The organism is Thalassospira lucentensis (genome assembly GCF_001613805.1).
Lineage (GTDB): Bacteria > Pseudomonadota > Alphaproteobacteria > Rhodospirillales > Thalassospiraceae > Thalassospira > Thalassospira lucentensis_A.
On the sequence record NZ_LPVY01000003.1, the window covers coordinates 36,200 to 62,286 of the forward strand.

Consider the following 26,087-nt stretch of genomic DNA (forward strand, 5'->3'; position numbering starts at 1 on the left):
AATTCAGGGACGAAACGCAAAAGATACGGTTTGACCGATGGAACTTCTTTGGGACGGATATATTGAACCGCTGGTCTGGATCGTCGCCAAGATTTTGGCGATTGTTGTCCCGCTGCTGGTTGCTGTCGCCTATCTGACCTATGCCGAGCGCAAGGTCATCGGTGCGATGCAGTTGCGCAAGGGCCCGAACGTTGTAGGGCCGTTTGGTCTTCTGCAGCCGCTGGCCGATGGTCTGAAACTGTTTCTGAAAGAAACAATCGTTCCGACCAGTGCCAACAAGGGCGTGTTTATCATTGCCCCGATGCTGACTTTCATTCTGGCGATCATTGCCTGGGCGGTTATTCCGTTCGACGAGGGCATGGTTCTGGCGGATCTGAATGTCGGCATTCTGTACCTGTTCGCGATTTCATCGCTGGGTGTTTACGGCATCGTGATGGCCGGTTGGGCATCGAACTCCAAATACGCCTTCCTTGGTGCGCTGCGTTCCGGCGCCCAGATGGTTTCGTACGAGATTTCGATTGGCCTGATCATCATTTCCGTTCTGCTGACCACCGGGTCCCTGAACCTGAGCGACATCGTTCGCGGCCAGGGCGGCGGTATCTGGGAATGGAACTTCATCTATCACCTGCCGATGTTTGTGGTCTTCATCGTGTCGATCCTGGCCGAAACGAACCGCGCGCCGTTTGACCTTCCGGAAGCGGAAGCCGAACTGGTGTCGGGTTATAACGTCGATTATTCGGCAATGACCTTTGCGCTGTTCTTCCTGGGTGAATACGCGAACATGATCCTGATGAGCGGTCTTTGCGCCGTTCTGTTCCTGGGCGGCTGGACCGCGCCGCTGCCGGTTCTTGATTTCATCCCGGGGCCGATCTGGTTCATCCTGAAGATCTGCTTCGTTCTGTTCATATTCCTCTGGGTGCGTGCGACATTCCCGCGTTACCGCTATGACCAGCTGATGCGTCTGGGTTGGAAAGTCTTCCTGCCGCTGTCATTTGCCTGGGTCATGCTGGTCGCCACGTTCCTGGTTGCTTTTGACAAGGTCCCGGCCTGATCGCCGCGCATCGGAAAGAGAGAGGTAAACGATGTCATTTATTGATCGGACGGCCCGGAGCTTCCTGCTGGTGGAACTCGTTTCCGGCATGGCGCTCACCCTGAAATACATGTTCAAGCCCAAGGTGACGCTGAACTATCCTTATGAAAAGGGTCCGCTGAGCCCGCGTTTCCGTGGCGAACATGCGCTGCGTCGCTATCCCAACGGGGAAGAGCGTTGCATCGCGTGCAAACTTTGCGAGGCGATCTGTCCCGCGCAGGCCATCACCATCGAGGTTGAGCCGCGCACCGACGGTTCGCGTCGTACGACGCGCTACGATATCGATATGACGAAATGCATCTATTGTGGTTTCTGCGAGGAAGCCTGCCCGGTGGATGCCATCGTCGAAGGTCCGAACTTCGAGTTCGCAACCGAAAACCGCGAGGAGCTTCTCTATGACAAGGACAAGCTTCTTGAAAATGGCGAGCGTTGGGAAGCCGAGCTTGCTGCACGATTGGAGGCAGACGCACCTTATCGGTAAGTGTCGCGTCTGATCGTTAAAGAGAGAGTTCATGGGCCGCCGTCTGCCATTGGGGCGGGGCGGCTCGCCAAGGGGGTACCTTATGGTCGTACAGGCTTTGGCTTTTTACCTGTTTGCTACTGTCGCGGTTCTGTCCGCGACTGCGGTTGTGACCGTTCGCAACCCGGTGCATTCGGTACTGCTGCTGATTTTGACATTTTTTAACGCAGCCGGGCTTTTCGTCCTGCTGGGTGCTGAGTTTCTCGCCATGCTTCTCGTCGTCGTCTATGTCGGCGCGGTCGCGGTTCTGTTCCTGTTCGTCGTCATGATGCTCGACATCAACTTTGTCGAGATGCGTCAGGGTTTCCTCAACTATCTGCCGATCGGGGTTCTGATCGCGCTGGTGCTGTTTGTGGAACTGGCCTTTGTCGGCGCGGGCTGGGCACTGTCTGATGACAAGGTTGCGGTTCTGGCGCATCCGACGCCCGCCGGACTGACCAATGTCGAGGCGCTTGGCCAACTGATCTACACCGATTACGCATACATCTTCCAGGCCGCTGGTCTGGTGCTGCTTGTTGCGATGATTGGCGCAATTGTCCTGACGCTGCGTACCCGTGAAGGTGTCCGCCGTCAGAAAATCTCCGAGCAGGTCAAACGCGATCGCGCTGACACGCTTGAAGTCAAAAAAGTTCCGGTCGGTAGGGGGATCTGATGGAAATCGGTCTTGCACATTATTTGACCGTCGCGGCGATCCTTTTCACACTCGGGATCTTTGGCATCTTCATGAACCGCAAGAACGTCATCATCATCATGATGTCGATCGAGCTGATGCTGCTGGCAGTCAATATCAACCTTGTCGCGTTCTCGTCGTTCCTTGGCGATCTCGTCGGACAGGTCTTCACCATCTTCGTCCTGACCGTTGCCGCCGCCGAGGCAGCGATCGGTCTTGCGATCCTGGTGGTCTATTTCCGTAACCGCGGCACGATTGCGGTTGAAGACATCAACATGATGAAGGGGTAAGGCAGATATGTATCCTCTGATTGTATTCCTGCCCCTGATCGCTGCCACGATCGCAGGCATCATCACGCTGGCCGGCGCCATGTCGTCCACGTCCGATGCCGGTCACGGTCATGACAGCCACGGCCATCATCATCACGGTGTTTCGACGTCTGACCGCATTTCCCAGCTGATTACGGTTGGCGGTGTGGTGACGGCCTTCATCATTTCGATTTTCGCCTTTGTCGATGTTGCTCTTGGCGGCAACCCGATCACGGTTCAGCTGTTTACCTGGATTTCTTCGGGGAACTTCACGGCCGAATGGGCGCTTCGTTTTGATACGCTGACCTGTGTCATGCTGATCGTTGTGACCGGTGTATCGTCGATGGTGCATATCTATTCCATCGGTTACATGTCGCACGATCCCGACAAGCCGCGTTTCATGGCGTATCTGTCGCTGTTTACCTTTGCCATGCTGATGCTGGTGACCGCAGACAACCTGATCCAGCTGTTCTTTGGCTGGGAAGGGGTGGGGCTTGCGTCCTATCTTCTGATCGGTTTCTGGTATTCCAAGCCGTCGGCATCGGCGGCTGCTATCAAGGCATTCATCGTCAACCGTGTTGGTGACTTTGGCTTTGCGCTTGGTATCTTTGCGGTTTACGTCCTGTTCGACAGCGTTCAGTTCGACGTGATCTTTGGCAATGCCGAAGAAGTTGCCGGAACGACCCTTCTGTTCCTTGGTCATGAGTTTTCGGCGCTTGAGATCACCTGTTTCCTGCTGTTCATCGGTGCGATGGGCAAATCGGCACAGCTTGGCCTGCATACGTGGCTTCCTGATGCGATGGAAGGTCCGACGCCGGTTTCCGCACTTATCCACGCGGCAACCATGGTGACGGCCGGTGTGTTCATGGTCGCGCGCCTGTCGCCGATCTTTGAATATGCCGAAACCACCCTTGCCATCGTTACGGTTGTCGGCGCATCGACCGCGTTCTTTGCCGCGACGATTGGTTGCGTACAGAACGACATCAAGCGCGTGATCGCCTATTCGACCTGTTCGCAGCTTGGCTATATGTTCTTTGCCTGCGGCGTGTCGGCCTATTCGGCAGGCGTGTTCCACCTAATGACGCACGGTTTCTTCAAGGCGCTTCTGTTCCTTGGTGCCGGTTCGGTGATCCATGCGATGTCCGACGAGCAGGACATGCGCAAGATGGGCGGCATCTATAAAATGGTTCCGCTGACCTTTGCGGTGATGATGGTTGGTACGCTTGCGATTACCGGTTTCCCGGGGCTTGCGGGCTTCTATTCCAAGGACCTTGTCATCGAAAGCGCGTTTGCGGCACATACCGCAGTCGGGACCTATGCCTTCTGGGCCGGTATCCTGGCGGCACTGATGACGTCCTTCTATAGCTGGCGCCTGATCTTCATGACCTTCTTTGGCACCCCGCGTGCGGACGAGCGGACCATGGCCCATGTCCATGAAAGCCCGGCCGTCATGACGCTGCCGCTTCTGTTCCTGACCATCGGCGCGATCTTTGCCGGCTGGTTCGCCAAGGACTGGTTCGGTGGTGGTGACTATGAAGAGATGCTGGCGTTCTGGAATGGCGCGATCTTCATGGCCGAAGGTCATCAGGCCCTTGAACATGCTCACCATGTTCCGGGCTGGGTCAAGCTGGCACCGTTTGTTGCCATGGTATCGGGCTTTGTCATCGCCCTTGTGATGTACAAGCTGGTGCCGTCGCTGCCGCGTCAGTTGGCCAATACCTTCAACGGTCTGTACCGCTTCGCACTGAACAAATGGTATTTCGACGAGCTTTACGACAAGATTTTCGTCAAGCCTGCCTTCTATCTTGGCTATGGCTTCTGGAAATCGGGCGATGGCGCGCTGATCGACGGTGTCGGTCCGGATGGTGTCGCCGCAGCATGCCGTAACATTGCACGTCGTGTCAGCGCCCTTCAGAGCGGTTTCGTCTATCACTATGCGTTTGCGATGCTGATCGGTATTGCCGCCTTGGTGTCTTACACAATTTGGAAGATGGGTTAACGGGCGATGAGCGATTATCCAATTCTTTCGATCGTCACCTTTTTGCCGCTGATCGGCGCACTGTTTGTGCTGCTGATCCGCGGGGAAGAGGCGAATGTCGCCCGCAACTCCCGTTGGGTTGCCCTTTGGACGTCGGGCTTTACCTTTGCCGCATCGTTGATGCTTTGGGTGAATTTCGATAGCACCACGGCCGATTTCCAGTTCGTTGAAAAAGCCGACTGGATGCCGGGCCTGAATATTTCCTATCACATGGGCGTGGATGGCATTTCGATGCTGTTCGTGCTTCTGGCGACCTTCCTGACGCCGATCTGCATTCTGTCGGCATGGGAAGCAATCCAGAAACGCGTGAAGGAATACATGATCGCGTTCCTGATCCTGGAAACGATGATGGTCGGTATGTTCAGCGCGCTTGACGGTCTGCTGTTCTATCTGTTCTTCGAAGGCGTTCTGATCCCGATGTTCATCATCATCGGTGTCTGGGGCGGTCAGCGTCGTGTTTATGCAGCCTTCAAGCTGTTCCTTTACACGCTGCTGGGTTCCGTTCTGATGCTGGTTGCGCTGCTTGCGATGTATTTCGATGCAGGCACAACCGACATCCCGACACTGATGGCGCATGGTTTCAGCTATAACATGCAGCTTTGGCTGTGGCTGGCGTTCTTTGCATCCTTTGCCGTCAAGGTGCCGATGTGGCCGGTTCACACATGGTTGCCCGATGCCCACGTTGAGGCACCGACTGCCGGTTCGGTGATCCTGGCGGGTGTTCTTCTGAAAATGGGTGGTTACGGGTTCCTTCGGTTCTCGTTGCCGATGATGCCGCTGGCGTCTGAGACCTTTGCCCCGCTGGTGTTCACGCTGTCGATTGTGGCGATCATCTATACGTCGCTGGTCGCGCTTGCACAGCAGGACATGAAAAAGCTGATTGCCTATTCGTCGGTTGCCCATATGGGTATCGTCACTATCGGTGCCTTCACCTTTAACCAGCATGGCATCGAAGGTTCGATCTTCCAGATGCTGAGCCACGGTGTGGTTTCCGGTGCATTGTTCCTGTGTGTTGGTGTGGTTTATGACCGCATGCATACCCGCGAGATCGATGCCTATGGTGGCCTTGTGCACCGTATGCCGGGTTATGCCGTTATCTTCATGTTCTTTACGATGGCGTCTGTCGGTCTTCCGGGGACGGGTGGTTTCGTTGGCGAAATCCTGGCATTGCTGGGCGCGTTCGAAGCCAATACCTGGGTGGCATTCTTTGCCGCGACCGGTCTGATCCTTGGTGCGGCTTATGCGCTGTATCTTTATCGCCGCATCGTGTTCGGGGCCCTTACCAAGGAAAATCTTAAATCGATCCTTGATATGAGCCCGCGTGAATGGCTGATCTTCGCACCGCTGGTGATCATCGTTCTGTGGATGGGGGTCTATCCGGTCTCCTTCCTCGACATCATGCATGTTTCGGTTGAAAACCTCGTCAACCAGGTCGAAACGGCGCAGGCTGCCGCAGCTCAGGCTGCGCAGCTGGCGGCGAATTGAGGGGAATGAACATGGGAGTTTCTATGCTCAACCTCGGGGCGGCATTGCCCGAAATCTTTATGGCCGTTTCGGCCCTGGCCCTTCTGATGCTTGGCGTTTTCGCCGGCAAGGACAAGGCATTCCGCACCGTTTCGTGGCTTGCGGTTGCAGCCCAGATCGTCGCCCTTGTGCTGGTGGTTCTGGGGGACGGCGGGGTGGCATTCTATGGCCAGTTCACGGCCGATGCCTTTGCCAAATTCACCAAGGTGATGATCCTGATCGGTTCGTCGATTGGTATCGTGATGGCGATGAATTATGCCGAACGCGAAAACATGGCCCGGTTCGAATTCCCGATCCTGATCCTGCTTGCCACGCTTGGCATGATGGCGATGGTATCGGCGACCGACATGCTGTCGCTGTATCTTGGCCTTGAGCTTCAGTCGCTGGCGCTTTACGTGATTGCGGCGATCCGCCGCGACACGGTTCGCGCCACGGAATCGGGTCTGAAATACTTTGTTCTGGGCTCGATTGCATCGGGCATGCTGCTGTATGGCATGTCGATGGTGTATGGCTTTACCGGTTCGACCAACTTTGCCGTTCTTGGCGATGTGATCAGTGCAGGCGGCCTTTCGGTCGGGACACTGGTTGGTCTGGCCTTCATGTTTGCCGGTCTGTGCTTCAAGGTTTCCGCGGTTCCGTTCCATATGTGGACTCCGGACGTCTATGAAGGTGCACCGACCCCGGTGACGGCGTTCTTTGCCGTCGCGCCGAAGATTGCCGGTCTGGCACTGTTCGTTCGCGTTGCGGTTGGCCCGTTTGCCGGTGTTGTCGAAGACTGGCAGCAGATCATCGTTCTGGTGTCGATCCTGTCGATGGCATGGGGGTCGTTCGCGGCGCTCCGTCAGGACAATATCAAACGTCTGATGGCCTATTCATCCATCGGTCACGTCGGTTTCGCACTTGTCGGTCTTGCGGCCGGGACGTCCGAAGGTGTTGCGGGTATTCTGGTTTATCTGGGTATTTACCTTGTCATGAACCTTGGCACCTTTGCCGTGATCCTTTCGATGCGTCGCAATGACCGCATGGTCGAGGAAATCACCGATCTTGCCGGTCTGGCCAAGACCAAGCCGCTGATGGCTGCCGTTACCGCGATCCTGATGTTCTCGATGGCCGGTATTCCGCCGCTTGCAGGGTTCTTTGGCAAGTTTTACGTGTTCAAGGCAGCGGTTGACGCCGGTCTTGTGACGCTGGCGGTGATCGGTTTGGTGACCTCGGTCGTCAGTGCCTATTATTATCTGCGGATCATCAAGGTGATGTATTTCGACGAGCCGGTCGAAGCGTTCGACAAGAACGGCACCGAGATGAATGTGATCATGGCGGTTGCGACGGTCATTCTTCTGGCTTTCGTTTTCTTCCCGAACCCGTTGATGGATAGTGCCGGCGTTGCCGCGACGGCCTTGCTCGGGCAGTAAGGATGACCAAGCCGACGATCCGGCTTCCGGAAGGTTTTTACCTTCATGAACTGGAAGTGATCGACAGCACCAATGAAGAGGCGAAACGCCTTGCTGATAAGGGCGCCCATAGTGGCGCCCTTATTTGGGCCCGCCAACAGACATCGGGCAGGGGACGGCGCGGCCGCGCATGGTCATCCCCGGTTGGCAATCTTTATTCTTCCCTTTTGCTGCGTCCTGATTGTCCGCTTTTTGAAGCGGCCAAACTGACATTCCTGGTTGCGGTCGCAATGGCCGAGGCGATTGAGCTGGTCAGTGGCAACCGGATCAGACCGGATTGCAAATGGCCCAATGACCTGATGGTCAATGGCCGCAAGATTTCGGGTATTCTTCTGGAAAGTGCATCGAACAACGGTTCGGAAACCGATTATCTGGTGATCGGGGCCGGGGTGAATGTTGCATTTTATCCCGATGATGCCGAACGTCCGGCGACGTCGCTTTCAGCCCTTGGCGCGCCGGTATCGGTGGGGGAACTTCTTTCGGCCTATGTCGCGCGGGTGGCAAGCTGGCTGCCGGTCTGGGAAAAGCAGGGGTTTGCCCCGGTGCGTGAGGCGTGGCTGACACGCGCATACGGTATCGGCGAGCCGGTGATTGCGCGCCTGACCGAAAGAACGCTTGAGGGCACGTTTGTCGGGCTTGATGATGATGGATCGCTTGTTCTAAGAGAAGCGGGCGGAACCGAGCATCGCGTCGGGGCTGGCGAAGTGTTCTTTAAAGCATAAATAAACACAGGACGATAACGGGGAGACGAAACATCATGTTGCTGGCGATTGATGCCGGGAATACCAACATCGTTTTCGCGGTGTTTGACGGCGATACGATCAAGGGGCAGTGGCGCTGTTCAACGACGGTTGAGCGCACGGCGGATGAACTTGGCGTATGGCTGCATCATCTGTTTACCCTGTCGGATGTGCCAAAAGACGCGATTACGGGCGCGATCATCGCGACCGTGGTTCCGGCGGCTGAATTCAGCCTTAAAACCCTGTGCCGGCGTTATTTCAATGTCGAGCCGATGGTGGTCGGCGATCCGGCGGTTGATCTGGATATGAAGATCATCATGGACCGCCCAAGCGAAGTTGGTGCCGACCGGCTGGTCAATGCGGTTGCGGCCCATCAGCTTTTTGGTGGGCCGCTTGTGGTGCTTGATTTCGGGACGGCAACCACGTTTGACGTGATTGATGAAGAAGGCAATTACCTTGGCGGTGTGATTGCACCGGGGGTGAACCTTTCGATCAAGGCGCTGCATATGGCGGCGGCCCAGTTGCCGATGGTGGCGATCGAGGCACCGCGCAACGTGATTGGCAAGAATACGGTCGAGGCGATGCAGTCCGGGGTTTACTGGGGCTATGTCGCGATGATCGAGGGGCTTCTGGCGCGCATTCGCAAGCAGCAGGGCATCGATCACATGAAAGTTGTCGCGACCGGCGGGCTGGCACCGCTGTTTACCAAGGCGGTTGACGAGATCGAACATCTGCATGGCGATCTGACGATGCTGGGGCTTTTGATGATTTATCGCCGCAACAGCGCAAAATCGAACTAGACTGTTAACCGACATTGACTGTGAAGTGACGCGGGTACGCCCCGTGATCGTATTTCTCACCGCTGAAAGACAAGGGTGATCATCCGTGGATTTGTATTTGCCGAAAGACGAATTGCTGTTTGTGCCGCTGGGGGGATCTGGCGAAATTGGCATGAACCTCAATTTGTACGGATATGACGATCAGTGGCTGATGGTCGATATGGGCGTTTCCTTTGGCGAGGAAGGATTGCCCGGCGTCGATGTTGTCATGCCCGATCCGTCCTTTATCGAGGAACGCAAAGACAAACTTCTTGGCCTTGTTCTGACGCATGCGCATGAGGATCACCTTGGCGCGGTGCCGTATCTTTGGCCGCGGCTGAAATGCCCGATCTATGCTACCCCGTTTGCCGCCGAATTCCTGAAGGCCAAACTGGCGGAAACCGATTTTGCCGATCAGGTGCCGATCCATGTGATCGAGCTTGGCGGGCGGTTCAAAAAGGGGCCGTTTGACATCGAATTCGTCACCATGACCCATTCGATCCTTGAACCCAACGCGCTTGCGATCCGCACCCCCAAGGGGCTTGTGGTACATACCGGCGACTGGAAATTTGACCCCGATCCCCAGATTGGCGAGGCATCCGACGTCAAGAAGCTTGAGGCGCTTGGCGATGAAGGGGTCATGGCGCTGATTTGTGATTCAACCAATGTCTTTTCCGAAGGCCAGACCGGATCGGAAGGCGAGGTTGCCAAGAACCTGTCGAAACTGTTTGCCGAAACGCCGCAGGGCCGGATTGCGGTTGCGTGTTTTGCCACCAATGTCGCGCGGTTGCAGTCAATTGTTGAAGCAGCACATGAAAACAACCGCTGTGTCGGGCTTGCCGGACGGTCATTGAACCGTGTGACCGAGGCCGCACGCGCGGTTGGCTATCTGACGTCGTATCCGAACCTTTTGACCGATGAAGACGCGATGGAGGTCCCCAAGGATCAGGTCTTGCTGATCTGTACCGGGTCGCAGGGCGAACCGCGTGCGGCGATGTCGCGCATTGCCAAGGGGGATCATCCGACCGTGCAGCTTGATCCGGGCGATACGGTTGTGTTTTCCGCACGTGAAATTCCGGGCAATGAAAAATCCATCGGTTATATCCAGAACCTTTTGATCCGGCGCGGTATCCGCGTGATTACCGCGCGCGATGAGCCGATCCATGTATCGGGCCATCCGGGCAGGCAGGATCTGGCGCGGATGTATCAGTTGACCCGCCCCAAAATCCTTGTGCCGGTGCATGGTGAAACCCGCCATCTTTGCGAACAGGCTGCCCTTGGCGCGGAATGCCAGATCCCTGAGCAGGTGATCCCGCATGACGGGACGGTCATTCGATTGTCGCCGGGCAGTGCGCATGTGATTGGCGTTGCCGAAAGCGGCGTGCTTTGCCTTGATGGCGGGCGGTTGCTGAAACGGGATTCCGATACCATCCGCAACCGCAATCGCATCGTCTGGAACGGTGTGATGTTCGTGACCGTGGTGCTGAACCAGTTTGGCGAGATGGTCGGCGAGCCGATGATTACGGCACCAAGCCTGTTTGACGAGGATGGCGATGATGTCCGCCTTGATCATTTTGCCGCCGAGATTGGCAATCGGGTCGATCAGCTTGACGATGACGAGGTGCTTGACGATGCGGCGGTGATCCTTGCGATCCGGCAGGCATTGCGCCGCCCGGTGCGCCAGCGGCTGGGCAAGCGGCCATTGATCGAGGTGCATCTGGTTCGCGTCAACGAGAAGAACTAGGCAGTCCGGGGCGCGGCATACGACCAAAAGGGCAGTTGTCTTTGTCGTGATGCGCGTCCTAGATTGGCGGTGATCGGGCAGATCACATTTCAGGAGTAGAACATGATTGGACGGCTGAACCATGTGGCGATTGCGGTGCCGGACCTTGAAGAAGGTATCCGGCTTTATCGCGATGTCCTGGGCGCGAAGGTTTCCGAACCGCAGGACGAGCCTGATCATGGGGTGACTGTGGTTTTTGTCGAACTGCCCAACACCAAGATCGAATTGCTTTATCCGCTGGGCGAGGGATCGCCGATACAGGGGTTCCTTGATAAAAACACTTCGGGCGGCATTCATCATGTCTGCTATGAGGTTGAGGATATCCTGGCGGCGCGCGATCAGCTTTTGAAAAATGGTGCGCGCGTGCTGGGCACCGGGGAGCCCAAAACCGGTGCGCATGGCAAGCCGGTTCTGTTCCTGCATCCCAAGGATTTCAACGGGACGCTTGTTGAGCTTGAACAGGTTTAAGTTTCTTTCCCGCCGTATCGGCCCTGATTCCCGCAACCACGAAAAGAGTGCAGCATGAACTGGTTTTCCGCGATCCTTGTTTACATCGTGATCTGGTGGCTGGTGCTGTTCATGGTGTTGCCGGTCGGCGTGAAGCGCGAGGAAAATGTCCAGCCCGGCCACGATAGCGGCGCACCGCAAAAGCCGCATATGTGGAAGAAGGTTCTGGCGACCAGCCTGATTTCGGCAATTTTGTGGGTGGTGGCGTATTTCGTGATCACCAGTGGCATGATCGAAGTCCGTCCGCCGCAATGAGTTTTGGCGCAAGCCGTGTAAAAACAAACCCCGCACATTTGCTGCGGGGTTTTTGTTTGCAGGGCTGCACAAAAATCACGGGAAAGGGAAGGCGGGCCGGGATGCGGACAAAAAAAAGCAAGATCACAAGGATCTTGCCAAGATGCTATTTTTATAGCTGTTTTCCCGTAATCTTTTTTTGCTTCCTCCTAAGACCTGGGCACTTGGCACAGGTTTTATTTCGACGTCGCGCCTGCTTCTTGTATGCTTATTGGCAACAAAGCCTCCCGCAATTTTATGAGCGGCTGCGATACGTCTTCCGCAACGATCTTGCGCCGTTAGCGGAGGATCAAAAAGCCACATATTTCACTTTTGTGCAAGATGTTTTGACCAATATTCACAGATGATTCGATGCTGCACCGCACATAAATAGGATGGACCGGCGATATGAAGAATTTTGTAACGACCCGCTCTATGAAAATCGGGATTTATCCTGTGAATTTCATGGTTTCGATGTTTGTTGCTGGCGCGATCATGACCGGTGCGGGTGGCGTTTTGGCGCAAAGCGACTCCCCCTTGCCTGGACCGGCGGCAGGTGAAAATGCCGTACCTGACGCAGCCGGTGCTGCGAGTGCCGAGAAGGCGAAGCCAACCATCACGGTCACGCGGTCGGCCTGCCGGGAACTGGTCAGCCATGTGCCGGATGACGATGTTGCCTATAAGCCCGGTGTCGATGTTTATGGCCGCAAGGTCGCCCCGGCCGATCTGGATGGCGGCAACCAGATACTGAATTCGCTGCCCAAGGAAATCGAATTTCCGGTGACGATTGATTTCTTTGAATATGCGGGGATTTCCGTGCCGGACGGGATCAGTGGCGAGTCTAATATCGGCAAGATCACCTATCGCAACGGGCGGGTTTATTTCAACGATACGCCGCTTGGCAACGAGGCGGGGCAGGATGAACTGGCGGCTGCGTGCCGGGCGGCGGGCTTCCGGTAAGGTTGCACCTGAAAAAGCCTGTGTGTTTTCGCAAACCTGCCACGATTGGGCGCTAGATCACGTCTTGCCGATATAAAGCAAGTTCCGGCTTGCGTTTCGGGCTGTGCTGTCGCATTTTCCGGGCAAGGTCTTTTGTATACCTGATATTTTCAGCTTTGATCATCACGAGGCATTGATGCGTCTTTCCCAGTTCTTTCTGCCGACCCTCAAGGAAACGCCGGCAGAAGCACAGATCGCTTCCCATCGACTGATGCTGCGTGCCGGTATGGTGCGCCAGCTTTCGGCGGGGATTTATTCCTGGCTGCCGCTTGGCTATCGCGTGCTTAAAAAGATCGAGCAGATCGTGCGCGAAGAGCAGGACGCGATTGGCTGCAACGAATTGCTGATGCCGACCATCCAGCCAGCCGAACTTTGGCAGGAAAGCGGACGGTACGAGGATTACGGCCTTGAAATGCTGCGCATCACCGACCGTCATGACCGCAAAATGCTTTTTGGTCCGACCAACGAGGAAGTGATCACCGATATCTTCCGCAAGGATGTCCGGTCCTATAAGCAGCTTCCGCAGATGCTGTATCACATTCAGTGGAAATTCCGCGACGAGATCCGCCCGCGCTTTGGCGTGATGCGTGGTCGCGAATTCCTGATGAAGGATGCGTATTCGTTCGATGTCGATTACGAAAGTTCACGGCACGCCTATAACAAGATGTTTCTGGCCTATTGCCGGACCTTTACGCGCCTTGGCGTGAAGGCGATCCCGATGGTGGCCGATACCGGCCCGATTGGCGGCGATCTTAGCCATGAATTCATCATTCTGGCCGAAACCGGCGAAAGCGAAGTGTTCTGCGACAAGAAGTGGCTGGACAAGGATCTGACGGGCAAGGGTGTTGATCTGAATGATCGCACCGGGCTTGAAAACTGGGTCCAGACGACGCTTGAAGACTATGCCGCGACCGAAGACAAGCATGATCCGGCCAATAGCCCGATTTCCGGTGACGACATGATTGCGACGCGCGGGATCGAAGTCGGCCATATCTTCCATTTCGGTGCGAAATATTCCGAACCGATGGGGGCCACCATCCTTGGCCCGGACGGCAAGGAAGTGCCGGTCCAGATGGGATCATACGGCATTGGCGTTTCGCGCCTTGTCGGCGCACTGATCGAGGCATCGCACGACGAGAACGGCATCATCTGGCCGGAATCGGTTGCGCCCTACAAGGTTGGCCTGATCAACCTGCGCACGGGTGATGATGAATGTGACGCGGCCTGCGAAGACGTTTACGCCAAGCTGCATAACGCCGGGATTGAGGTGCTTTATGATGACCGCGACATCCGCGCGGGCGGCAAATTTGCCGATATGGACCTGATCGGTCTGCCTTGGCAGATCGTGATTGGCCCGAAAGGCCTTAAAGCCGGTGTGGTCGAGCTTAAAAACCGCAAATCCGGCGAGCGGACGGAAGTCACGCTTGAAGCCGCACTTAACCAGATCGGCGCCTGATAACGATTTTGCAAACGGGGCAGCCTTGGCTGCCCCGTCCTGATTTCCGGAATTCTTTCCGATACGCTTCCATACGCTTCCACGAGGATCATTTGCGCATGTTCAGTCCGTTCGAACGTCTGGTGGCTTTCCGCTACCTGCGTCCCCGTCGGCAAGAAGGCTTTGTTTCCGTCATCGCCATCTTTTCGCTGCTTGGCATCATGCTGGGCGTTGCGACCCTGATTATCGTCATGTCGGTCATGAACGGGTTCCGGGCCGAATTGCTTGGACGTATTCTGGGGCTGAACGGGCATATATCGGTTTATGCGCAAAGTCCGGATGGCCTGCCCAATTATGATGCGATTGAAAAGAAGATCGCGGAAACCGGCAATGTCACGCTTGTGACCCCGGTGGTCGAGGGGCAGGTGATGGCATCGAACAATGGCCGCGCATCCGGTGCCATCGTGCGCGGTGTGCGGGCGGCCGACCTCGCCAAACGTCCGACGATTGCGGACAATATCGTTTTCGGATCGCTGGACGATTTCAAGGGCGAGGATACCGTGATCATGGGCGCACGCCTTGCCATGAAGCTTGGTGTCGGGGTGGGTGACAATGTCAATCTGATCTCGCCCAAGGGCAATGTGACGGCGTTCGGCTCCGTACCGCGTGTGCGGGCCTATAAGGTGGTCGGGCTGTTTGATATCGGCATGTATGAATATGACAGCGGCTTTATCTTCATGCCGCTTGATGCCGCCCAGATTTATTTCCGCCTGCCGGAAAAGATCAGCCATTTTGAAGTGATGCTTGAAGACCCGTCGCGTCTGTCGTCGAGCATGAATGATCTGCTGTCGAACCTGTCGGGGGAACATCTGCGGCTGGTGAATTGGCAGCAATCAAATTCCAGCTTCTTCAATGCGTTACAGGTAGAACGTAATGTGATGTTCCTGATCCTGACGCTGATTATTCTGGTGGCGGCATTCAATATCATTTCGGGCATGGTGATGCTGGTGAAGGACAAGGGGCACGATATCGCGATCCTGCGCACGATGGGGGCCACACGGTCATCGGTGATGCGCATCTTCTTCCTGGCCGGGGCATCCATCGGGGTTGTCGGTACGTTAAGCGGGCTGATCCTTGGCGTTCTGTTCTGCCTGAATATCGAAAATATCCGCCAGTTCATCCAGAGCCTGACCGGGGCGGACCTGTTTAATGCGGAAATCTATTTCCTGTCGCAGCTTCCGGCTGACATGGATGTCAGCGAAGTGGTTCTGGTCTGTGTGATGTCCCTGACCCTGTCGTTCCTGGCGACGGTTTATCCGGCATGGCGTGCATCGCGCCTCGATCCGGTGGAGGCGCTGCGTTATGAGTGATATGGTCAAGAAAACCGCGCAGGAACGCGCGCAGAAAGTCGTTTTGCGGCTTGAAAAGATTGATCGCGTCTTCAATCAGGGGCCCGACCAGCTTGAAATCCTGAAATCCGTCGATCTTGAAATCCATCAGGGCGAGATCGTCGCCCTTGTCGGGCCATCGGGGGCGGGTAAATCGACCCTGCTTCAGATTGCGGGCCTGCTTGAAAAGCCTGATCGTGGCATGGTTTCGATTGGTGGGAAACGCAGCACGGACCTTTCCGATCTGGCGCGCACCGAAATGCGCCGTAAGCATATCGGGTTCGTTTATCAGTATCATCATCTGCTGCCGGAATTTTCAGCGATTGAAAACGTCGTGATTCCGCAGATGATCAATGGCCTGAAACGGCCGGATGCGACTGAACGCGGGCTTGAACTGCTGCGCTGTCTTGGACTTGAAAAACGGGCCGAACATCGCCCGGCGCGGCTTTCGGGCGGGGAACAGCAGCGGGTGGCAATTGCGCGTGCGCTTGCCAATGTGCCCGATGTGCTGTTTGCCGACGAGCCGACCGGCAACCTTGACCCGCATACTGCCGAAACCGTGTTCGGGATGTTGATGACGCTGGTGCGTGAAACCGGTCTGGCGTCGCTGATTGCGACCCATAACCCGGAACTGGCGCGCCAGATGGACCGGGTTGTGACCCTGCGTGACGGGCATCTGGTCGAACTTGATCCCGATACCCTTTCGTAATTCGTCGAAGTTCTTTAAGTTAGCAGAGCACCGCGCCCCGGAGTGATTCGGGGTGGCGGTTTTCCTGCCTTTGCCATTCTTGTTCCGGGGTTTTCTGAAATGGAAAACGGTTTCGTCCATCTTCGTGTTCACACCAACTACTCGCTTGCCGAAGGTGCCATCACGACGAAGGAACTGGCAAAGATGTGCGAGGCGGATGGTCAGCCCGCGGTTGCGATGACCGATAGCGATAATATGTTCGGCGCGCTTGATTTTTCCGGTGTGATGAGCGGGGCGGGCGTGCAGCCGATCCTTGGCGTACAGATCGGTGTTGAACGGTTTGGCGACCAGCCGGTTGTTGGCAGGATTTCGCGTGAACCCAACCCGGACAAGCTGGTTCTGATCGCAAAGAATGAGCGGGGGTATTTCAACCTTCTGAAAATCGTTTCGCGGGCACACATGACCAGCGAAGCAGGCAGCGAGCCCAAGGCGCTTTATGATCATATCGAACAATACAGTTCCGACATCATCTGCCTGACTGGCGGGCCGACCGGGCCACTGGCACGGTTGATTGCCGAGGGGCAGCTTGAGGCGGCGACCGAATGCCTGAACAAGCTTTCGGGGATATTTGGCAACCGGCTTTATATCGAACTGCAGCGCCACGGCGAGCCGGTCGAGGAAAAGGTTGAGCCGGGTCTGATCAAGCTGGCCTATGATCACAATATCCCGCTGGTCGCGACCAATGACTGCTTTTTCCCCAAGGCGGAAATGTATGAAGCCCACGATGTGTTTATCTGCATCGGGCAGGGTGCGGTTGTCGGGCAGGAAGACCGTTGGCGCCTGACACCGGAGCACCGGTTCAAGACTGCCGCCGAGATGCGCGAGCTTTTTGCCGACATTCCCGAGGCCTGTGACAACACGTTGACGATTGCCAAGCGGTGTTCATGGCATGTCGAGAAAATTGATCCGATCCTGCCGCCGTTTGATTGCGGCGAAGGCCGTACCGAGGTCGACGAACTGCGTCATATGTCCGAGGAGGGCCTTAAGGGCCGCCTTGCGAAATATGTCTTTACCGAAGATATGACGGATGCGCAGAAGGAAGAAATCGCCAAACCCTATTGGGAGCGCCTTGAATACGAGCTTGGCATCATCAATCAGATGGGATTCCCGGGTTACTTCCTGATCGTTGCGGACTTTATCCAGTGGGCCAAGGATCATGAAATCCCGGTTGGACCGGGCCGTGGTTCGGGTGCGGGGTCGCTTGTTGCCTATGCCCTGCTGATTACCGATCTTGATCCGCTGCATTTTTCGTTGCTGTTTGAACGCTTCCTGAACCCGGAACGCGTATCCATGCCTGACTTCGATGTCGATTTCTGTCAGGACCGGCGCGGCGAGGTGATTGAATATGTGCAGCAGAAATACGGCCATGACCGTGTGGCGCAGATCATCACATTCGGTAAATTACAGGCCAAGGCCGCGGTGCGTGACGTTGGCCGCGTTTTGAGCATCCCGTATGGCTATGTCGATAAAATCTGCAAGATGATTCCGGGGGACCCGGCCAAGCCGATCCCGCTTAAGGAAGCCATCGACATGGAGCCGGACCTGCGCCGGATTGCGCGCGAAGACCCGGATATTGACCGGCTGCTGTCCATCGCAATGCAGATCGAAGGACTTTATCGTAACTCGTCGACCCACGCCGCCGGGGTGGTCATCGGCGACCGTGACCTTGATGAGCTTGTGCCGCTTTATCGTGATCCGCGATCCGATATGCCGGTGACCCAGTTCAACATGAAATATGTTGAAAATGCCGGTCTGGTGAAGTTCGACTTCCTTGGTTTGAAAACCCTGACGGTGATTATCGAGGCCGTCAATCTGATGCGGCTTCGCAAAGACGTCCCGCAAGACTTTGATATCAGTGCTATTCCCCTTGATGATCGGGTGGCGTTCAAGCTGCTTTCGGCGGCCGAGACGGTCGGTGTGTTCCAGCTTGAATCGCAGGGCATGCAGGACGTTCTGCGCGGCCTGAAGCCCGATACGATCGAAGATATTATCGCTGTGGTGGCGCTGTATCGTCCGGGCCCGATGGACAATATCCCGCACTACATCGCGCGTAAGCATGGTCAGGAAGAACCTGATTACATGCACCCGATGTTGCAGCCGATCCTCGAAGAAACCTATGGCATCATGATCTATCAGGAACAGGTCATGCAGCTTGCCCAGACGATGTCGGGCTATTCGCTTGGCGGTGCGGACCTGTTGCGGCGTGCGATGGGTAAAAAGATCGCCGAGGAAATGGAAAAGCAGCGGTCGCTGTTTGTTGACGGGGCGGAAAAGAACGGGGTGCCGCGCGGGCAGGCATCCGACATCTTTGATCAGGTTGCCAAGTTCGCATCCTATGGCTTTAACAAATCGCACGCAGCGGCCTATGCGCTGGTGGCGTATCAGACGGCGTATCTTAAGGCGAATTATCCGGTCGAGTTTATGGCCGCGTTGATGACGCTTGATATGCACAACACCGAAAAGCTGGCGATTTTCAAACAGGAAGTCGAACGGCTTGGCATCGAAATCCTGCCGCCCTGCATCAATAATTCGCAAGTGGCGTTTTCGGTCGAAAATTATGATGGGGTTCGCAAAATCCGTTATGCACTGGCAGCGGTGCGTAACGTTGGTGATGCCGCGATGGAAAGCCTTGTTGCGGAGCGCGAGGCCAATGGTCCGTTCAAGGACCTGACCGATTTCGCATCGCGCATCGATAGCCGGGCTGTCAACAAGCGGTTGCTTGAAAACCTTGTGCGGGCAGGGGCACTTGATTGCCTGACGACGAACCGCAAGGTGATGTTTGAGCATGTCGACCGCGTGATGGCGGTTTCCCAGCGCGAAATGCAGGCGCGCAACAATGACCAGATTTCGATGTTTGGCGAGGATACCGGCTTTGGCAAGGATGCCATCCGGTTGCCCGATGAACGCGACTGGGTGCCGATGGAAAAACTGACCGAGGAATTTTCGGCCATCGGTTTTTATCTTTCCGCCCATCCGCTGGATACCTTTGGCAAAAGTCTTCAGCGGATCGGCATTGCGCCGATCAAGGAACTTCCGGCCCGCATGCGCGCCCAGAACAAGGGATCGATCAAGCTTGCCGGGACGCTGATCAATGCGCGTGAAATGATTTCCAAGAAAAACGGATCAAAATTCGCGTTTGTGATGTTTTCCGATCCGACCGGCAGTTTCGAGGTCGCGTTCTGGGCCGAGTCATGGGCGGCCTACAAGGAAATCATCAATGCCGGACGACCGGTATTGCTGGTGGTGGCAGCCGAAATGCGCGAGGGGCAGCTTCGCATCCAGGGGCAGAAGGTCGAAGACCTTGAGCATGCGGTTTCAGGGGCTGCCGAGGGTATCCGCATTCGACTGAACCGGCCTGATCCGGTGGCGGAAATCCGCGAACTGCTTGAAAAAGCGGGGAAAGGGCGCGGTCTGGTCAGTCTTTCGACGGTGTGTGCCGATGGCCGTATTGCCGAGGTCGAGCTTGAAGATACCTATAAGGTCGGGCCGTCCCTTATCGGGGCGGTCGGGGCCATTCCGGGTGTCGAACTGGCCGAGGAAATCTGATTGGTGCGGGCAGGTGGAAATTGTGATCGGGCTTCGGGTTCACTTTCCGGCGGTTTGAGCGTACTTTAAGGCTTGCATTCTTTGCAGGAGGGGGCTAAAACCCGCCCCGAACATCGCACGCGGGAGCGTGGCGAATAATGCTTTATGCAGAAATTCGTCCATCCGGTGTTTCACGCAAGCTGGCGTGAAATTCCCTTCCGCGGAGGTATTAACCGGAAAAAGGTAGGAATTTATCATGGCTTTGCCAACCTTTACCATGCGTCAGCTGATGGAAGCTGGCGTCCACTTTGGTCACCACACCCGCCGCTGGAACCCGAAGATGAAGCAGTTCATCTTTGGTGCACGCAATGACATTCACATCCTGAACCTTCAGGAAACCGTTCCGATGCTGCATCGTGCGATGCAGGCCGTTCGTGACGTCACCGCAGGTGGTGGTCGCGTTCTGTTCGTAGGTACCAAGCGTCAGGCATCCCCGGTCATCGCGGAAGCTGCAAAGCGTTGCGGTCAGTACTATGTGAACCATCGCTGGCTCGGCGGTATGCTGACCAACTGGAACACCGTTTCCAACTCGATCAAACGCCTGAAAGAACAGGACGAGATCCTGTCTGCCGGTGCAGAAGGTCTGACCAAAAAAGAAATCCTGAACCTGACCCGTTCGCGCGATAAGCTTGAGCGCGCGCTTGGCGGTATCAAGGACATGGGTGGTCTTCCCGACATCATCGTCGTGGTCGACACCAACAAGGAAGCACTTGCTGTTCACGAAGCCAAGAACCTGAACATTCCGGTTGTTGCAATTCTGGACTCCAATTCGGATCCGGCAAACGTTGCTTACCCGATCCCGGGCAACGACGATGCGATCCGTGCGATCCAGCTTTATTGCGACCTGTTCGTTGGCGCGGTTCTGGACGGTATCCAGCAGGAAATGACTGCTTCTGGCGCGGATCTCGGTGAATCCGAAGAAGTTCCGGCTGAAGCCGCTGCTGTTGAAGAAGCCGCTCAGGAAGCAGCTTCCGCATAAGTTTCATTTTGTACCTGATGAAACGGCGGCTAGCATGCCGCCGTTTCTTTAGGTGTTCACTGATCGCGTAATAGGGGCTTTAAAAATGGCTATTACCGCTGCTCTGGTTAAAGAGCTTCGCGAAACCACCGGCGCTGGCATGATGGATTGCAAAAAGGCGCTGTCCGAAACCGAAGGTAACCTTGAAGCTGCCGTTGACTGGCTTCGTACCAAAGGTCTTGCTGCTGCTGCCAAGAAAGCCGGTCGTGTTGCCGCCGAAGGTCTGGTGGGTGTTGCTGTTAACGGTACTTCCGGTGCCGTTGTCGAACTCAACTCCGAAACCGACTTCGTTTCGCGTAACGAAGACTTCCAGAAATTCGTCGCAGAAATCGCAAACCAGGCCGTTTCGGCCAATGGCGATATCGATGCGCTGAAAGCAACCCCGTTCCCGGGTACTTCGCGTAACGTCGAAGAACAGGTTACTCACATGATCGCCACCATCGGCGAAAACATGAACCTGCGTCGTTCGGCTGGTATCTCGGTCGAGAAGGGTGCTGTTGCGTCCTACATCCATTCCGCGATTGCGCCGAACCTCGGCAAGATCGGCGTTCTGGTTGCACTCGAATCCGAAGCTGATGCGAGCGTTCTTGAAGGCCTTGGCAAACAGATCGCAATGCACATTGCAGCAACCAACCCGGCTTCGGCCACGGTTGACGATCTGGATCCGGAACTGGTCGAGCGCGAGAAAGCCGTTCTGACCGAACAGGCCAAAGAATCGGGCCGTCCGGCTGAAATCATCGAAAAGATGATTGATGGCCGTATCCGTAAATATTACGAGCAGGTCGTTCTGGTCGAGCAGACCTTCGTGATTGACGGCGAAAGCAAAGTCAAAGACGTGATCGCAAATGCCGCAAAAGACGCTGGCAAACCGATCACCCTTAAGGGCTTTGTCCGCTTCGAACTCGGTGAAGGCATCGAGAAAGAAGAAAAAGACTTTGCTGCAGAAGTTGCTGAGCAGCTGAAGAAATAAACATCTGATCGAAATGGTGCGTCGTGTGTCATTTCGTGTATGATCCCAGACCGGCGAGGTCGGCAGCGCATAATCGCCCTGTTACTCGCCGGTCTTTTTATATCTGAATTTTGCTGAACCGGGTTTCGGGACAGTTTGAAATATCGGCAGTAAGAGGCAATCCAACATGGCAGAAAACGGCCAACTGAAATTTCGTCGCGTCCTCCTGAAACTTTCGGGCGAGGGGCTTCTGGGAAAACAGCAATACGGGATTGATCCCGAGACGGTTGACCGGATCGCAAGCGAAATCAAAGCCGTTCATGACATGGGTGCCGAGGTTTGCATGGTGATTGGCGGGGGGAACATCTTCCGCGGGGTCAAGGGTGCATCCCAGGGCATGGAGCGTGCCACGGCCGATTATATGGGCATGCTGGCCACCATCATGAATGCCCTTGCGGTTCAGAACGCGCTTGAGCGCCACGGGGTCCAGACCCGCGTGCAGTCCGCCATTCCGATGTCATCGGTTTGTGAGCCCTATATCCGCCGTCGCGCGGTGCGCCATATGGAAAAGGGCCGGGTGGTGATTTTTGCCGCCGGTACGGGCAACCCGTTCTTTACCACCGATACGGCCGCGGCACTTCGCGCGGTTGAAATGGGCTGCGACGCGTTGCTTAAGGGGACGCAGGTTGACGGTGTTTACACCGCCGATCCGAAAGTTGACCCGACGGCGGAACGTTATGATTCGCTGACCTATATGGAAGTTCTTGCCAAAGATTTGCGTGTTATGGATGCATCGGCTATTTCATTGGCACGCGAAAATGATATTCCGGTTATTGTATTTTCTTTGCATAATCCGGGCGCATTTGCCGACGTGGTTTGTGCAAATGGTACGTTTACGATTATTTCGAATGGAGACTGAAGGTGTCTGACGTTGCTGGCCTGAAAAAAGACCTTGCCCGCCGTATGGAAGGGGCTGTCGAAGTTTTGCACAAGGAATTCACCGGGCTCCGGACCGGGCGGGCCAGTGCAAACCTTCTTGAACCGGTCATGGTTGAAGCCTACGGCGTACCGACCCCGCTTAACCAGGTTGCGTCCGTCAGTGTTCCGGAATCGCGTATGCTTTCGGTTCAGGTCTGGGACAAATCGATGGTTAAATCGGTCGAAAAAGCGATCCGTGATTCAGGTCTTGGCCTGAACCCGGCGGCTGATGGTACGCTTGTTCGCGTGCCGATCCCGGCATTGAACGAGGAACGCCGTGCGGAACTGTCCAAGGTTGCCGGCAAATATGCCGAGCAGGCCCGTATTTCTGTTCGTAACGTCCGCCGTGACGGCATCGACCAGATCAAGAAATGGGAAAAGGACAGCGTGATCTCGAAAGATGACCTCCATAACGAGGAAAAAGAGATCCAGAAGCTGACCGACAAGGTCATTGGCGAGATCGACGAAGCGCTCGCCCATAAAGAACAGGAAATCATGCAAGTCTGATCATGACGGTGCTGGCATCTCAACCCAACCCTTCAGATTTGCAGGTTGTGCCGCGTCATGTTGCCATCATCATGGATGGCAACGGGCGCTGGGCGAAGCTGCGTGGCAAGCCCCGTACGATGGGACATCGTTCGGGGGTTGACGCCGTGCGTCGCACGGTTGAAGCCGCGGCGGAAATCGGCATCAAGTATCTGACCCTTTACGGGTTTTCGACCGAAAACTGGAAGCGCCCGGAAAGTGAAGTCAGCGACCTGATGGGCTTGTTGCGGCTGTTCATCAAACGCGAACTGGCAACCCTGCACAAAAACGGTGTCCGTATCCGGATCATCGGGGACCGCACACGTTTTGATGACGATATTCGTGTTCTTCTGGCCAATGCCGAGGAACGCACTCAGGGCAATACCCGTTTGAACCTGACCATTGCGCTCAGTTATGGTGCACGGGCGGAAATCACCGATGCGGTACGGCTGATTGCGCAGAAGGTTGCGGCCGGGGAAATTCGGCCTGATGCCATCGACGAAAACATGGTCGAGGCGCATCTGGCGACGGTTGGAATGCCCGATCCGGATCTGCTGATCCGGACCAGCGGCGAACAGCGCATCAGCAATTTCCTGCTTTGGCAGTCGGCCTATACGGAGTTCGTGTTCGATCAGGTTCTTTGGCCCGATTTCGGACGTGAACATCTTGAAAAAGCGATAGAAAACTTTGCCGGACGGGAGCGGCGTTTTGGTGCAGTCATCTGAAGCCCGACGCCAGGAAGATACAAATTCAGGATTGAAGCCACGGGTTATTTCCGCATTGGTCATGACCCCGATCGCCGTTGCGGCAGTGTGGTTCGGTTCCCCGTATTTCGAGTTTCTCGTATTGCTGTTTTCAGTTGGCATGATGTGGGAATGGACGCGGATGTGCGTTCCCGGTCATGTCAATTCGATTTCGATTGTTGCGGGGGTGGCGCTTGCGGTTGCCATGCTTTTGCTGACAACCGGGGAATATCCGTTTGTTCTGCTGTCGGTATTCGTCAGTGCGGCAACAGCGGCACTGCGTCCGGGCAAAGACCGGTTTCTGGCGGCGTTTGGCATCGTTTATATATCGTGTGCGGCACTGGCGGCACAGTGGCTGCGCAGCATGCATGGTGATGGCCTGTTGCTGATCATGTGGCTGTTCTTTCTGGTGTGGGCGACGGATACCGGGGCCTATGCCTTTGGCAAGGCGATTGGCGGTCCGAAACTGGCCCCGCGTTTCAGCCCCAAGAAAACCTGGGCTGGCCTGATTGGTGGCATGCTGTGTGCGATGGTGATCGGGGGGCTGATCACCTATTTCAGCAGCAATCAAATCCCGGTGTCCATTGTTCTGGCAAGTGCGGTTCTGGCGATTGTTGCGCAGGTGGGCGACCTTGGAGAATCTGCGCTTAAACGCCATTTCAAGGTCAAGGACAGCAGCCACCTTATTCCGGGGCATGGCGGGTTGCTTGACCGTGCCGACGGGATGTTGTCGGTTTTTCCTGTCGCGTTTGTTATTGTGTATTTCATTGGATTGTCGTTGCGCTAGGGCCTGGACCCTGGAGGCAGAAATCCGCGAAGCTGGTGTTTGATGACAATTAAGAAATCAGTCTGCGTGCTTGGCGTGACCGGATCGGTTGGCAGCAGCACGGTAGATATCCTGAAAGCACATGCAGACAAATATGCCGTGGACGCCATTACCGCCCATCGAAATGTGCCGGCGCTGGCAAAGGCCGCCATCGAGCTTGGGGCAGCCATGGCGGTTATTGCCGATGAAAGCCTTTATGAAGACCTGAAATCAGCGTTGTCGGGCACCAATATTCTGGTGGCGGCCGGTGATGACGCACTGGTCGAGGCCGCATCGCGCCCCTCCGATATCGTTATTGCCGCGATTATCGGTGCGGCGGGGCTCAGGGCGACGCTGGCGGCCATTCGCCGCGGGGCAAGGGTTGGACTTGCCAACAAGGAAACGCTGGTTTGTGCCGGTGATCTGATGATGGCGGAAGTCGCGAAATACAATGCGACGCTGATCCCTGTCGATTCCGAACACAGTGCTATTTTCCAGGTGCTGGAGCAAAAGTCGGTCGACAAGGTTGACCGTATTCTTCTGACGGCATCGGGTGGGCCGTTCCGGGAATGGTCGCTTGAGGAAATGAAATCGGTTTCGCCCAAGCAGGCGCTGGCCCATCCCAACTGGGACATGGGGGCGAAGATTTCGATTGATTCGGCAACCATGATGAATAAGGGCCTTGAATTGATCGAGGCATGCCGTCTGTTCCCCGTGCCCGAAGAACGTATCGAGGTGGTGGTGCATCCGCAATCCGTCGTGCACAGCATGGTGGAATATTCTGACGGATCTGTGCTTGCCCAGCTTGGCTCGCCCGATATGCGAACCCCGATTGCCTATGCGCTTTCATGGCCGGAAAGAATACGGGTTGATGTAGCGCGTCTTGATTTTGCCACGATCGGGCAGTTGAACTTTACCTCGCCGGATCTGAAACGGTTTCCGGCCCTGCGTCTGGCGCGTGAAGCGTTACGGGCGGGGGGCACGGTGCCGACTGTTCTGAATGCTGCAAACGAGATTGCCGTTGGTGCATTTCTGGGCGGAAAGCTTACCTTCCTGCAAATTGCCGAAACGGTCGAGCGCATGATGAACAGGATTGCCGCATCGCCGTTACGCGATCTCGACCAGATGTTTGATCTTGATGATATGATTCGTCGTGAAACGCTGGGCATGATCAAAACCGGTCTTTGAGTGC

Annotated in this window: 24 protein-coding genes; all 24 read left to right on the plus strand. The window is 55.8% G+C overall.

Features of this window, described 5'->3' with window-relative positions; all coding sequences use genetic code 11:
- The first annotated feature begins 37 nt into the window (after nucleotides 1-37).
- The gene (gene nuoH, locus AUP42_RS02430; protein ID WP_062948568.1) at nucleotides 38-1,051 is read left to right on the plus strand and encodes an NADH-quinone oxidoreductase subunit NuoH; all 1,014 of its coding nucleotides are present in this window, start codon (nucleotides 38-40) and stop codon (nucleotides 1,049-1,051) included.
- A 31-nt stretch (nucleotides 1,052-1,082) separates the two neighbouring features.
- Nucleotides 1,083-1,571: an NADH-quinone oxidoreductase subunit NuoI gene (gene nuoI, locus AUP42_RS02435; RefSeq protein ID WP_062948570.1), complete on the plus strand. Its 489-nt coding sequence runs from the start codon at nucleotides 1,083-1,085 to the stop codon at nucleotides 1,569-1,571.
- A gap of 82 nt (nucleotides 1,572-1,653) precedes the next feature.
- On the plus strand, nucleotides 1,654-2,262 hold the full coding sequence (locus AUP42_RS02440; RefSeq protein ID WP_062948572.1) for an NADH-quinone oxidoreductase subunit J: 609 nt from the start codon (nucleotides 1,654-1,656) through the stop codon (nucleotides 2,260-2,262).
- Nucleotides 2,262-2,570 carry an NADH-quinone oxidoreductase subunit NuoK gene (gene nuoK / locus AUP42_RS02445; protein WP_007089416.1) on the plus strand — a complete coding sequence of 103 codons (309 nt, stop codon included), beginning with the start codon at nucleotides 2,262-2,264 and terminating at the stop codon, nucleotides 2,568-2,570. The genes AUP42_RS02440 and nuoK overlap by 1 nt, the downstream gene beginning before the upstream one ends.
- A 7-nt stretch (nucleotides 2,571-2,577) precedes the next feature.
- Entirely contained in the window at nucleotides 2,578-4,587 is a 2,010-nt protein-coding gene (nuoL, locus tag AUP42_RS02450) for an NADH-quinone oxidoreductase subunit L (RefSeq protein ID WP_062948574.1), read from the plus strand.
- A 6-nt stretch (nucleotides 4,588-4,593) separates the two neighbouring features.
- Nucleotides 4,594-6,111: an NADH-quinone oxidoreductase subunit M gene (locus AUP42_RS02455; protein WP_062948576.1), complete on the plus strand. Its 1,518-nt coding sequence runs from the start codon at nucleotides 4,594-4,596 to the stop codon at nucleotides 6,109-6,111.
- 11 nt (nucleotides 6,112-6,122) lie between these two features.
- The gene (nuoN, locus tag AUP42_RS02460) at nucleotides 6,123-7,562 is read left to right on the plus strand and encodes an NADH-quinone oxidoreductase subunit NuoN (protein ID WP_062948578.1); all 1,440 of its coding nucleotides are present in this window, start codon (nucleotides 6,123-6,125) and stop codon (nucleotides 7,560-7,562) included.
- Nucleotides 7,563-7,564: 2 nt separating this feature from the next.
- Nucleotides 7,565-8,323 carry a biotin--[acetyl-CoA-carboxylase] ligase gene (locus AUP42_RS02465; RefSeq protein WP_062948580.1) on the plus strand — a complete coding sequence of 253 codons (759 nt, stop codon included), beginning with the start codon at nucleotides 7,565-7,567 and terminating at the stop codon, nucleotides 8,321-8,323.
- A gap of 35 nt (nucleotides 8,324-8,358) precedes the next feature.
- Nucleotides 8,359-9,141 carry a type III pantothenate kinase gene (locus tag AUP42_RS02470; RefSeq protein WP_062948582.1) on the plus strand — a complete coding sequence of 261 codons (783 nt, stop codon included), beginning with the start codon at nucleotides 8,359-8,361 and terminating at the stop codon, nucleotides 9,139-9,141.
- 85 nt (nucleotides 9,142-9,226) lie between these two features.
- Nucleotides 9,227-10,903 carry a ribonuclease J gene (locus tag AUP42_RS02475; RefSeq protein ID WP_170954023.1) on the plus strand — a complete coding sequence of 559 codons (1,677 nt, stop codon included), beginning with the start codon at nucleotides 9,227-9,229 and terminating at the stop codon, nucleotides 10,901-10,903.
- Between the two features lie 102 nt (nucleotides 10,904-11,005).
- Nucleotides 11,006-11,410: a methylmalonyl-CoA epimerase gene (gene mce, locus AUP42_RS02480; protein WP_062948584.1), complete on the plus strand. Its 405-nt coding sequence runs from the start codon at nucleotides 11,006-11,008 to the stop codon at nucleotides 11,408-11,410.
- Between the two features lie 54 nt (nucleotides 11,411-11,464).
- Nucleotides 11,465-11,704, plus strand: coding sequence for a DUF1467 family protein (locus AUP42_RS02485; RefSeq protein WP_062948587.1), 240 nt, complete (start codon nucleotides 11,465-11,467; stop codon nucleotides 11,702-11,704).
- A 426-nt stretch (nucleotides 11,705-12,130) separates the two neighbouring features.
- The gene (locus AUP42_RS02490; protein WP_231858130.1) at nucleotides 12,131-12,682 is read left to right on the plus strand and encodes a hypothetical protein; all 552 of its coding nucleotides are present in this window, start codon (nucleotides 12,131-12,133) and stop codon (nucleotides 12,680-12,682) included.
- Between the two features lie 175 nt (nucleotides 12,683-12,857).
- Nucleotides 12,858-14,177 (plus strand): proline--tRNA ligase, encoded by a 1,320-nt coding sequence (gene proS / locus AUP42_RS02495; protein ID WP_062949337.1) that lies wholly within the window; start codon nucleotides 12,858-12,860, stop codon nucleotides 14,175-14,177.
- Between the two features lie 98 nt (nucleotides 14,178-14,275).
- Nucleotides 14,276-15,526 (plus strand): lipoprotein-releasing ABC transporter permease subunit, encoded by a 1,251-nt coding sequence (locus AUP42_RS02500; protein ID WP_062948591.1) that lies wholly within the window; start codon nucleotides 14,276-14,278, stop codon nucleotides 15,524-15,526.
- Complete coding sequence (locus AUP42_RS02505) at nucleotides 15,519-16,253, plus strand: ABC transporter ATP-binding protein (RefSeq protein WP_062948593.1); 735 nt, start codon at nucleotides 15,519-15,521, stop codon at nucleotides 16,251-16,253. The genes AUP42_RS02500 and AUP42_RS02505 overlap by 8 nt, the downstream gene beginning before the upstream one ends.
- A gap of 99 nt (nucleotides 16,254-16,352) precedes the next feature.
- Nucleotides 16,353-19,838 carry a DNA polymerase III subunit alpha gene (gene dnaE / locus AUP42_RS02510; protein WP_062949339.1) on the plus strand — a complete coding sequence of 1,162 codons (3,486 nt, stop codon included), beginning with the start codon at nucleotides 16,353-16,355 and terminating at the stop codon, nucleotides 19,836-19,838.
- A 235-nt stretch (nucleotides 19,839-20,073) separates the two neighbouring features.
- A complete protein-coding gene (gene rpsB / locus AUP42_RS02520; protein ID WP_062948597.1) occupies nucleotides 20,074-20,856 on the plus strand; it encodes a 30S ribosomal protein S2 in 783 nt (260 codons plus the stop codon).
- Between the two features lie 85 nt (nucleotides 20,857-20,941).
- Nucleotides 20,942-21,865: a translation elongation factor Ts gene (gene tsf, locus AUP42_RS02525; RefSeq protein ID WP_062948598.1), complete on the plus strand. Its 924-nt coding sequence runs from the start codon at nucleotides 20,942-20,944 to the stop codon at nucleotides 21,863-21,865.
- 166 nt (nucleotides 21,866-22,031) lie between these two features.
- Entirely contained in the window at nucleotides 22,032-22,763 is a 732-nt protein-coding gene (gene pyrH, locus AUP42_RS02530) for a UMP kinase (protein ID WP_062948600.1), read from the plus strand.
- 2 nt (nucleotides 22,764-22,765) lie between these two features.
- A complete protein-coding gene (gene frr, locus AUP42_RS02535) occupies nucleotides 22,766-23,329 on the plus strand; it encodes a ribosome recycling factor (protein ID WP_062948601.1) in 564 nt (187 codons plus the stop codon).
- A 2-nt stretch (nucleotides 23,330-23,331) separates the two neighbouring features.
- Nucleotides 23,332-24,072 (plus strand): isoprenyl transferase, encoded by a 741-nt coding sequence (locus AUP42_RS02540; protein WP_062948603.1) that lies wholly within the window; start codon nucleotides 23,332-23,334, stop codon nucleotides 24,070-24,072.
- Nucleotides 24,059-24,877 (plus strand): phosphatidate cytidylyltransferase, encoded by an 819-nt coding sequence (locus AUP42_RS02545; protein WP_269451386.1) that lies wholly within the window; start codon nucleotides 24,059-24,061, stop codon nucleotides 24,875-24,877. Before AUP42_RS02540 ends, AUP42_RS02545 begins: the two co-directional genes overlap by 14 nt.
- Before the next feature lie 42 nt (nucleotides 24,878-24,919).
- Nucleotides 24,920-26,083 carry a 1-deoxy-D-xylulose-5-phosphate reductoisomerase gene (locus AUP42_RS02550; RefSeq protein WP_062948607.1) on the plus strand — a complete coding sequence of 388 codons (1,164 nt, stop codon included), beginning with the start codon at nucleotides 24,920-24,922 and terminating at the stop codon, nucleotides 26,081-26,083.
- The last annotated feature ends 4 nt before the right edge of the window (nucleotides 26,084-26,087 follow it).

Excerpts from the sequence above, each read along its gene's own strand:
- mce (WP_062948584.1), top strand. The coding sequence starts at position 11,006 with ATGATTGGACGGCTGAACCATGTGGCGATTGCGGTGCCGGACCTTGAA.
- proS (WP_062949337.1), top strand. The coding sequence starts at position 12,858 with ATGCGTCTTTCCCAGTTCTTTCTGCCGACCCTCAAGGAAACGCCGGCA.
- nuoK (WP_007089416.1), top strand. The coding sequence starts at position 2,262 with ATGGAAATCGGTCTTGCACATTATTTGACCGTCGCGGCGATCCTTTTC.
- AUP42_RS02470 (WP_062948582.1), top strand. The coding sequence starts at position 8,359 with ATGTTGCTGGCGATTGATGCCGGGAATACCAACATCGTTTTCGCGGTG.
- nuoL (WP_062948574.1), top strand. The coding sequence starts at position 2,578 with ATGTATCCTCTGATTGTATTCCTGCCCCTGATCGCTGCCACGATCGCA.
- AUP42_RS02505 (WP_062948593.1), top strand. The coding sequence starts at position 15,519 with ATGAGTGATATGGTCAAGAAAACCGCGCAGGAACGCGCGCAGAAAGTC.
- AUP42_RS02440 (WP_062948572.1), top strand. The coding sequence starts at position 1,654 with ATGGTCGTACAGGCTTTGGCTTTTTACCTGTTTGCTACTGTCGCGGTT.
- AUP42_RS02485 (WP_062948587.1), top strand. The coding sequence starts at position 11,465 with ATGAACTGGTTTTCCGCGATCCTTGTTTACATCGTGATCTGGTGGCTG.
- nuoH (WP_062948568.1), top strand. The coding sequence starts at position 38 with ATGGAACTTCTTTGGGACGGATATATTGAACCGCTGGTCTGGATCGTC.
- pyrH (WP_062948600.1), top strand. The coding sequence starts at position 22,032 with ATGGCAGAAAACGGCCAACTGAAATTTCGTCGCGTCCTCCTGAAACTT.
- dnaE (WP_062949339.1), top strand. The coding sequence starts at position 16,353 with ATGGAAAACGGTTTCGTCCATCTTCGTGTTCACACCAACTACTCGCTT.
- AUP42_RS02540 (WP_062948603.1), top strand. The coding sequence starts at position 23,332 with ATGACGGTGCTGGCATCTCAACCCAACCCTTCAGATTTGCAGGTTGTG.
- AUP42_RS02490 (WP_231858130.1), top strand. The coding sequence starts at position 12,131 with ATGAAGAATTTTGTAACGACCCGCTCTATGAAAATCGGGATTTATCCT.
- tsf (WP_062948598.1), top strand. The coding sequence starts at position 20,942 with ATGGCTATTACCGCTGCTCTGGTTAAAGAGCTTCGCGAAACCACCGGC.
- AUP42_RS02455 (WP_062948576.1), top strand. The coding sequence starts at position 4,594 with ATGAGCGATTATCCAATTCTTTCGATCGTCACCTTTTTGCCGCTGATC.
- AUP42_RS02465 (WP_062948580.1), top strand. The coding sequence starts at position 7,565 with ATGACCAAGCCGACGATCCGGCTTCCGGAAGGTTTTTACCTTCATGAA.
- nuoN (WP_062948578.1), top strand. The coding sequence starts at position 6,123 with ATGGGAGTTTCTATGCTCAACCTCGGGGCGGCATTGCCCGAAATCTTT.
- AUP42_RS02550 (WP_062948607.1), top strand. The coding sequence starts at position 24,920 with ATGACAATTAAGAAATCAGTCTGCGTGCTTGGCGTGACCGGATCGGTT.
- AUP42_RS02500 (WP_062948591.1), top strand. The coding sequence starts at position 14,276 with ATGTTCAGTCCGTTCGAACGTCTGGTGGCTTTCCGCTACCTGCGTCCC.
- nuoI (WP_062948570.1), top strand. The coding sequence starts at position 1,083 with ATGTCATTTATTGATCGGACGGCCCGGAGCTTCCTGCTGGTGGAACTC.
- rpsB (WP_062948597.1), top strand. The coding sequence starts at position 20,074 with ATGGCTTTGCCAACCTTTACCATGCGTCAGCTGATGGAAGCTGGCGTC.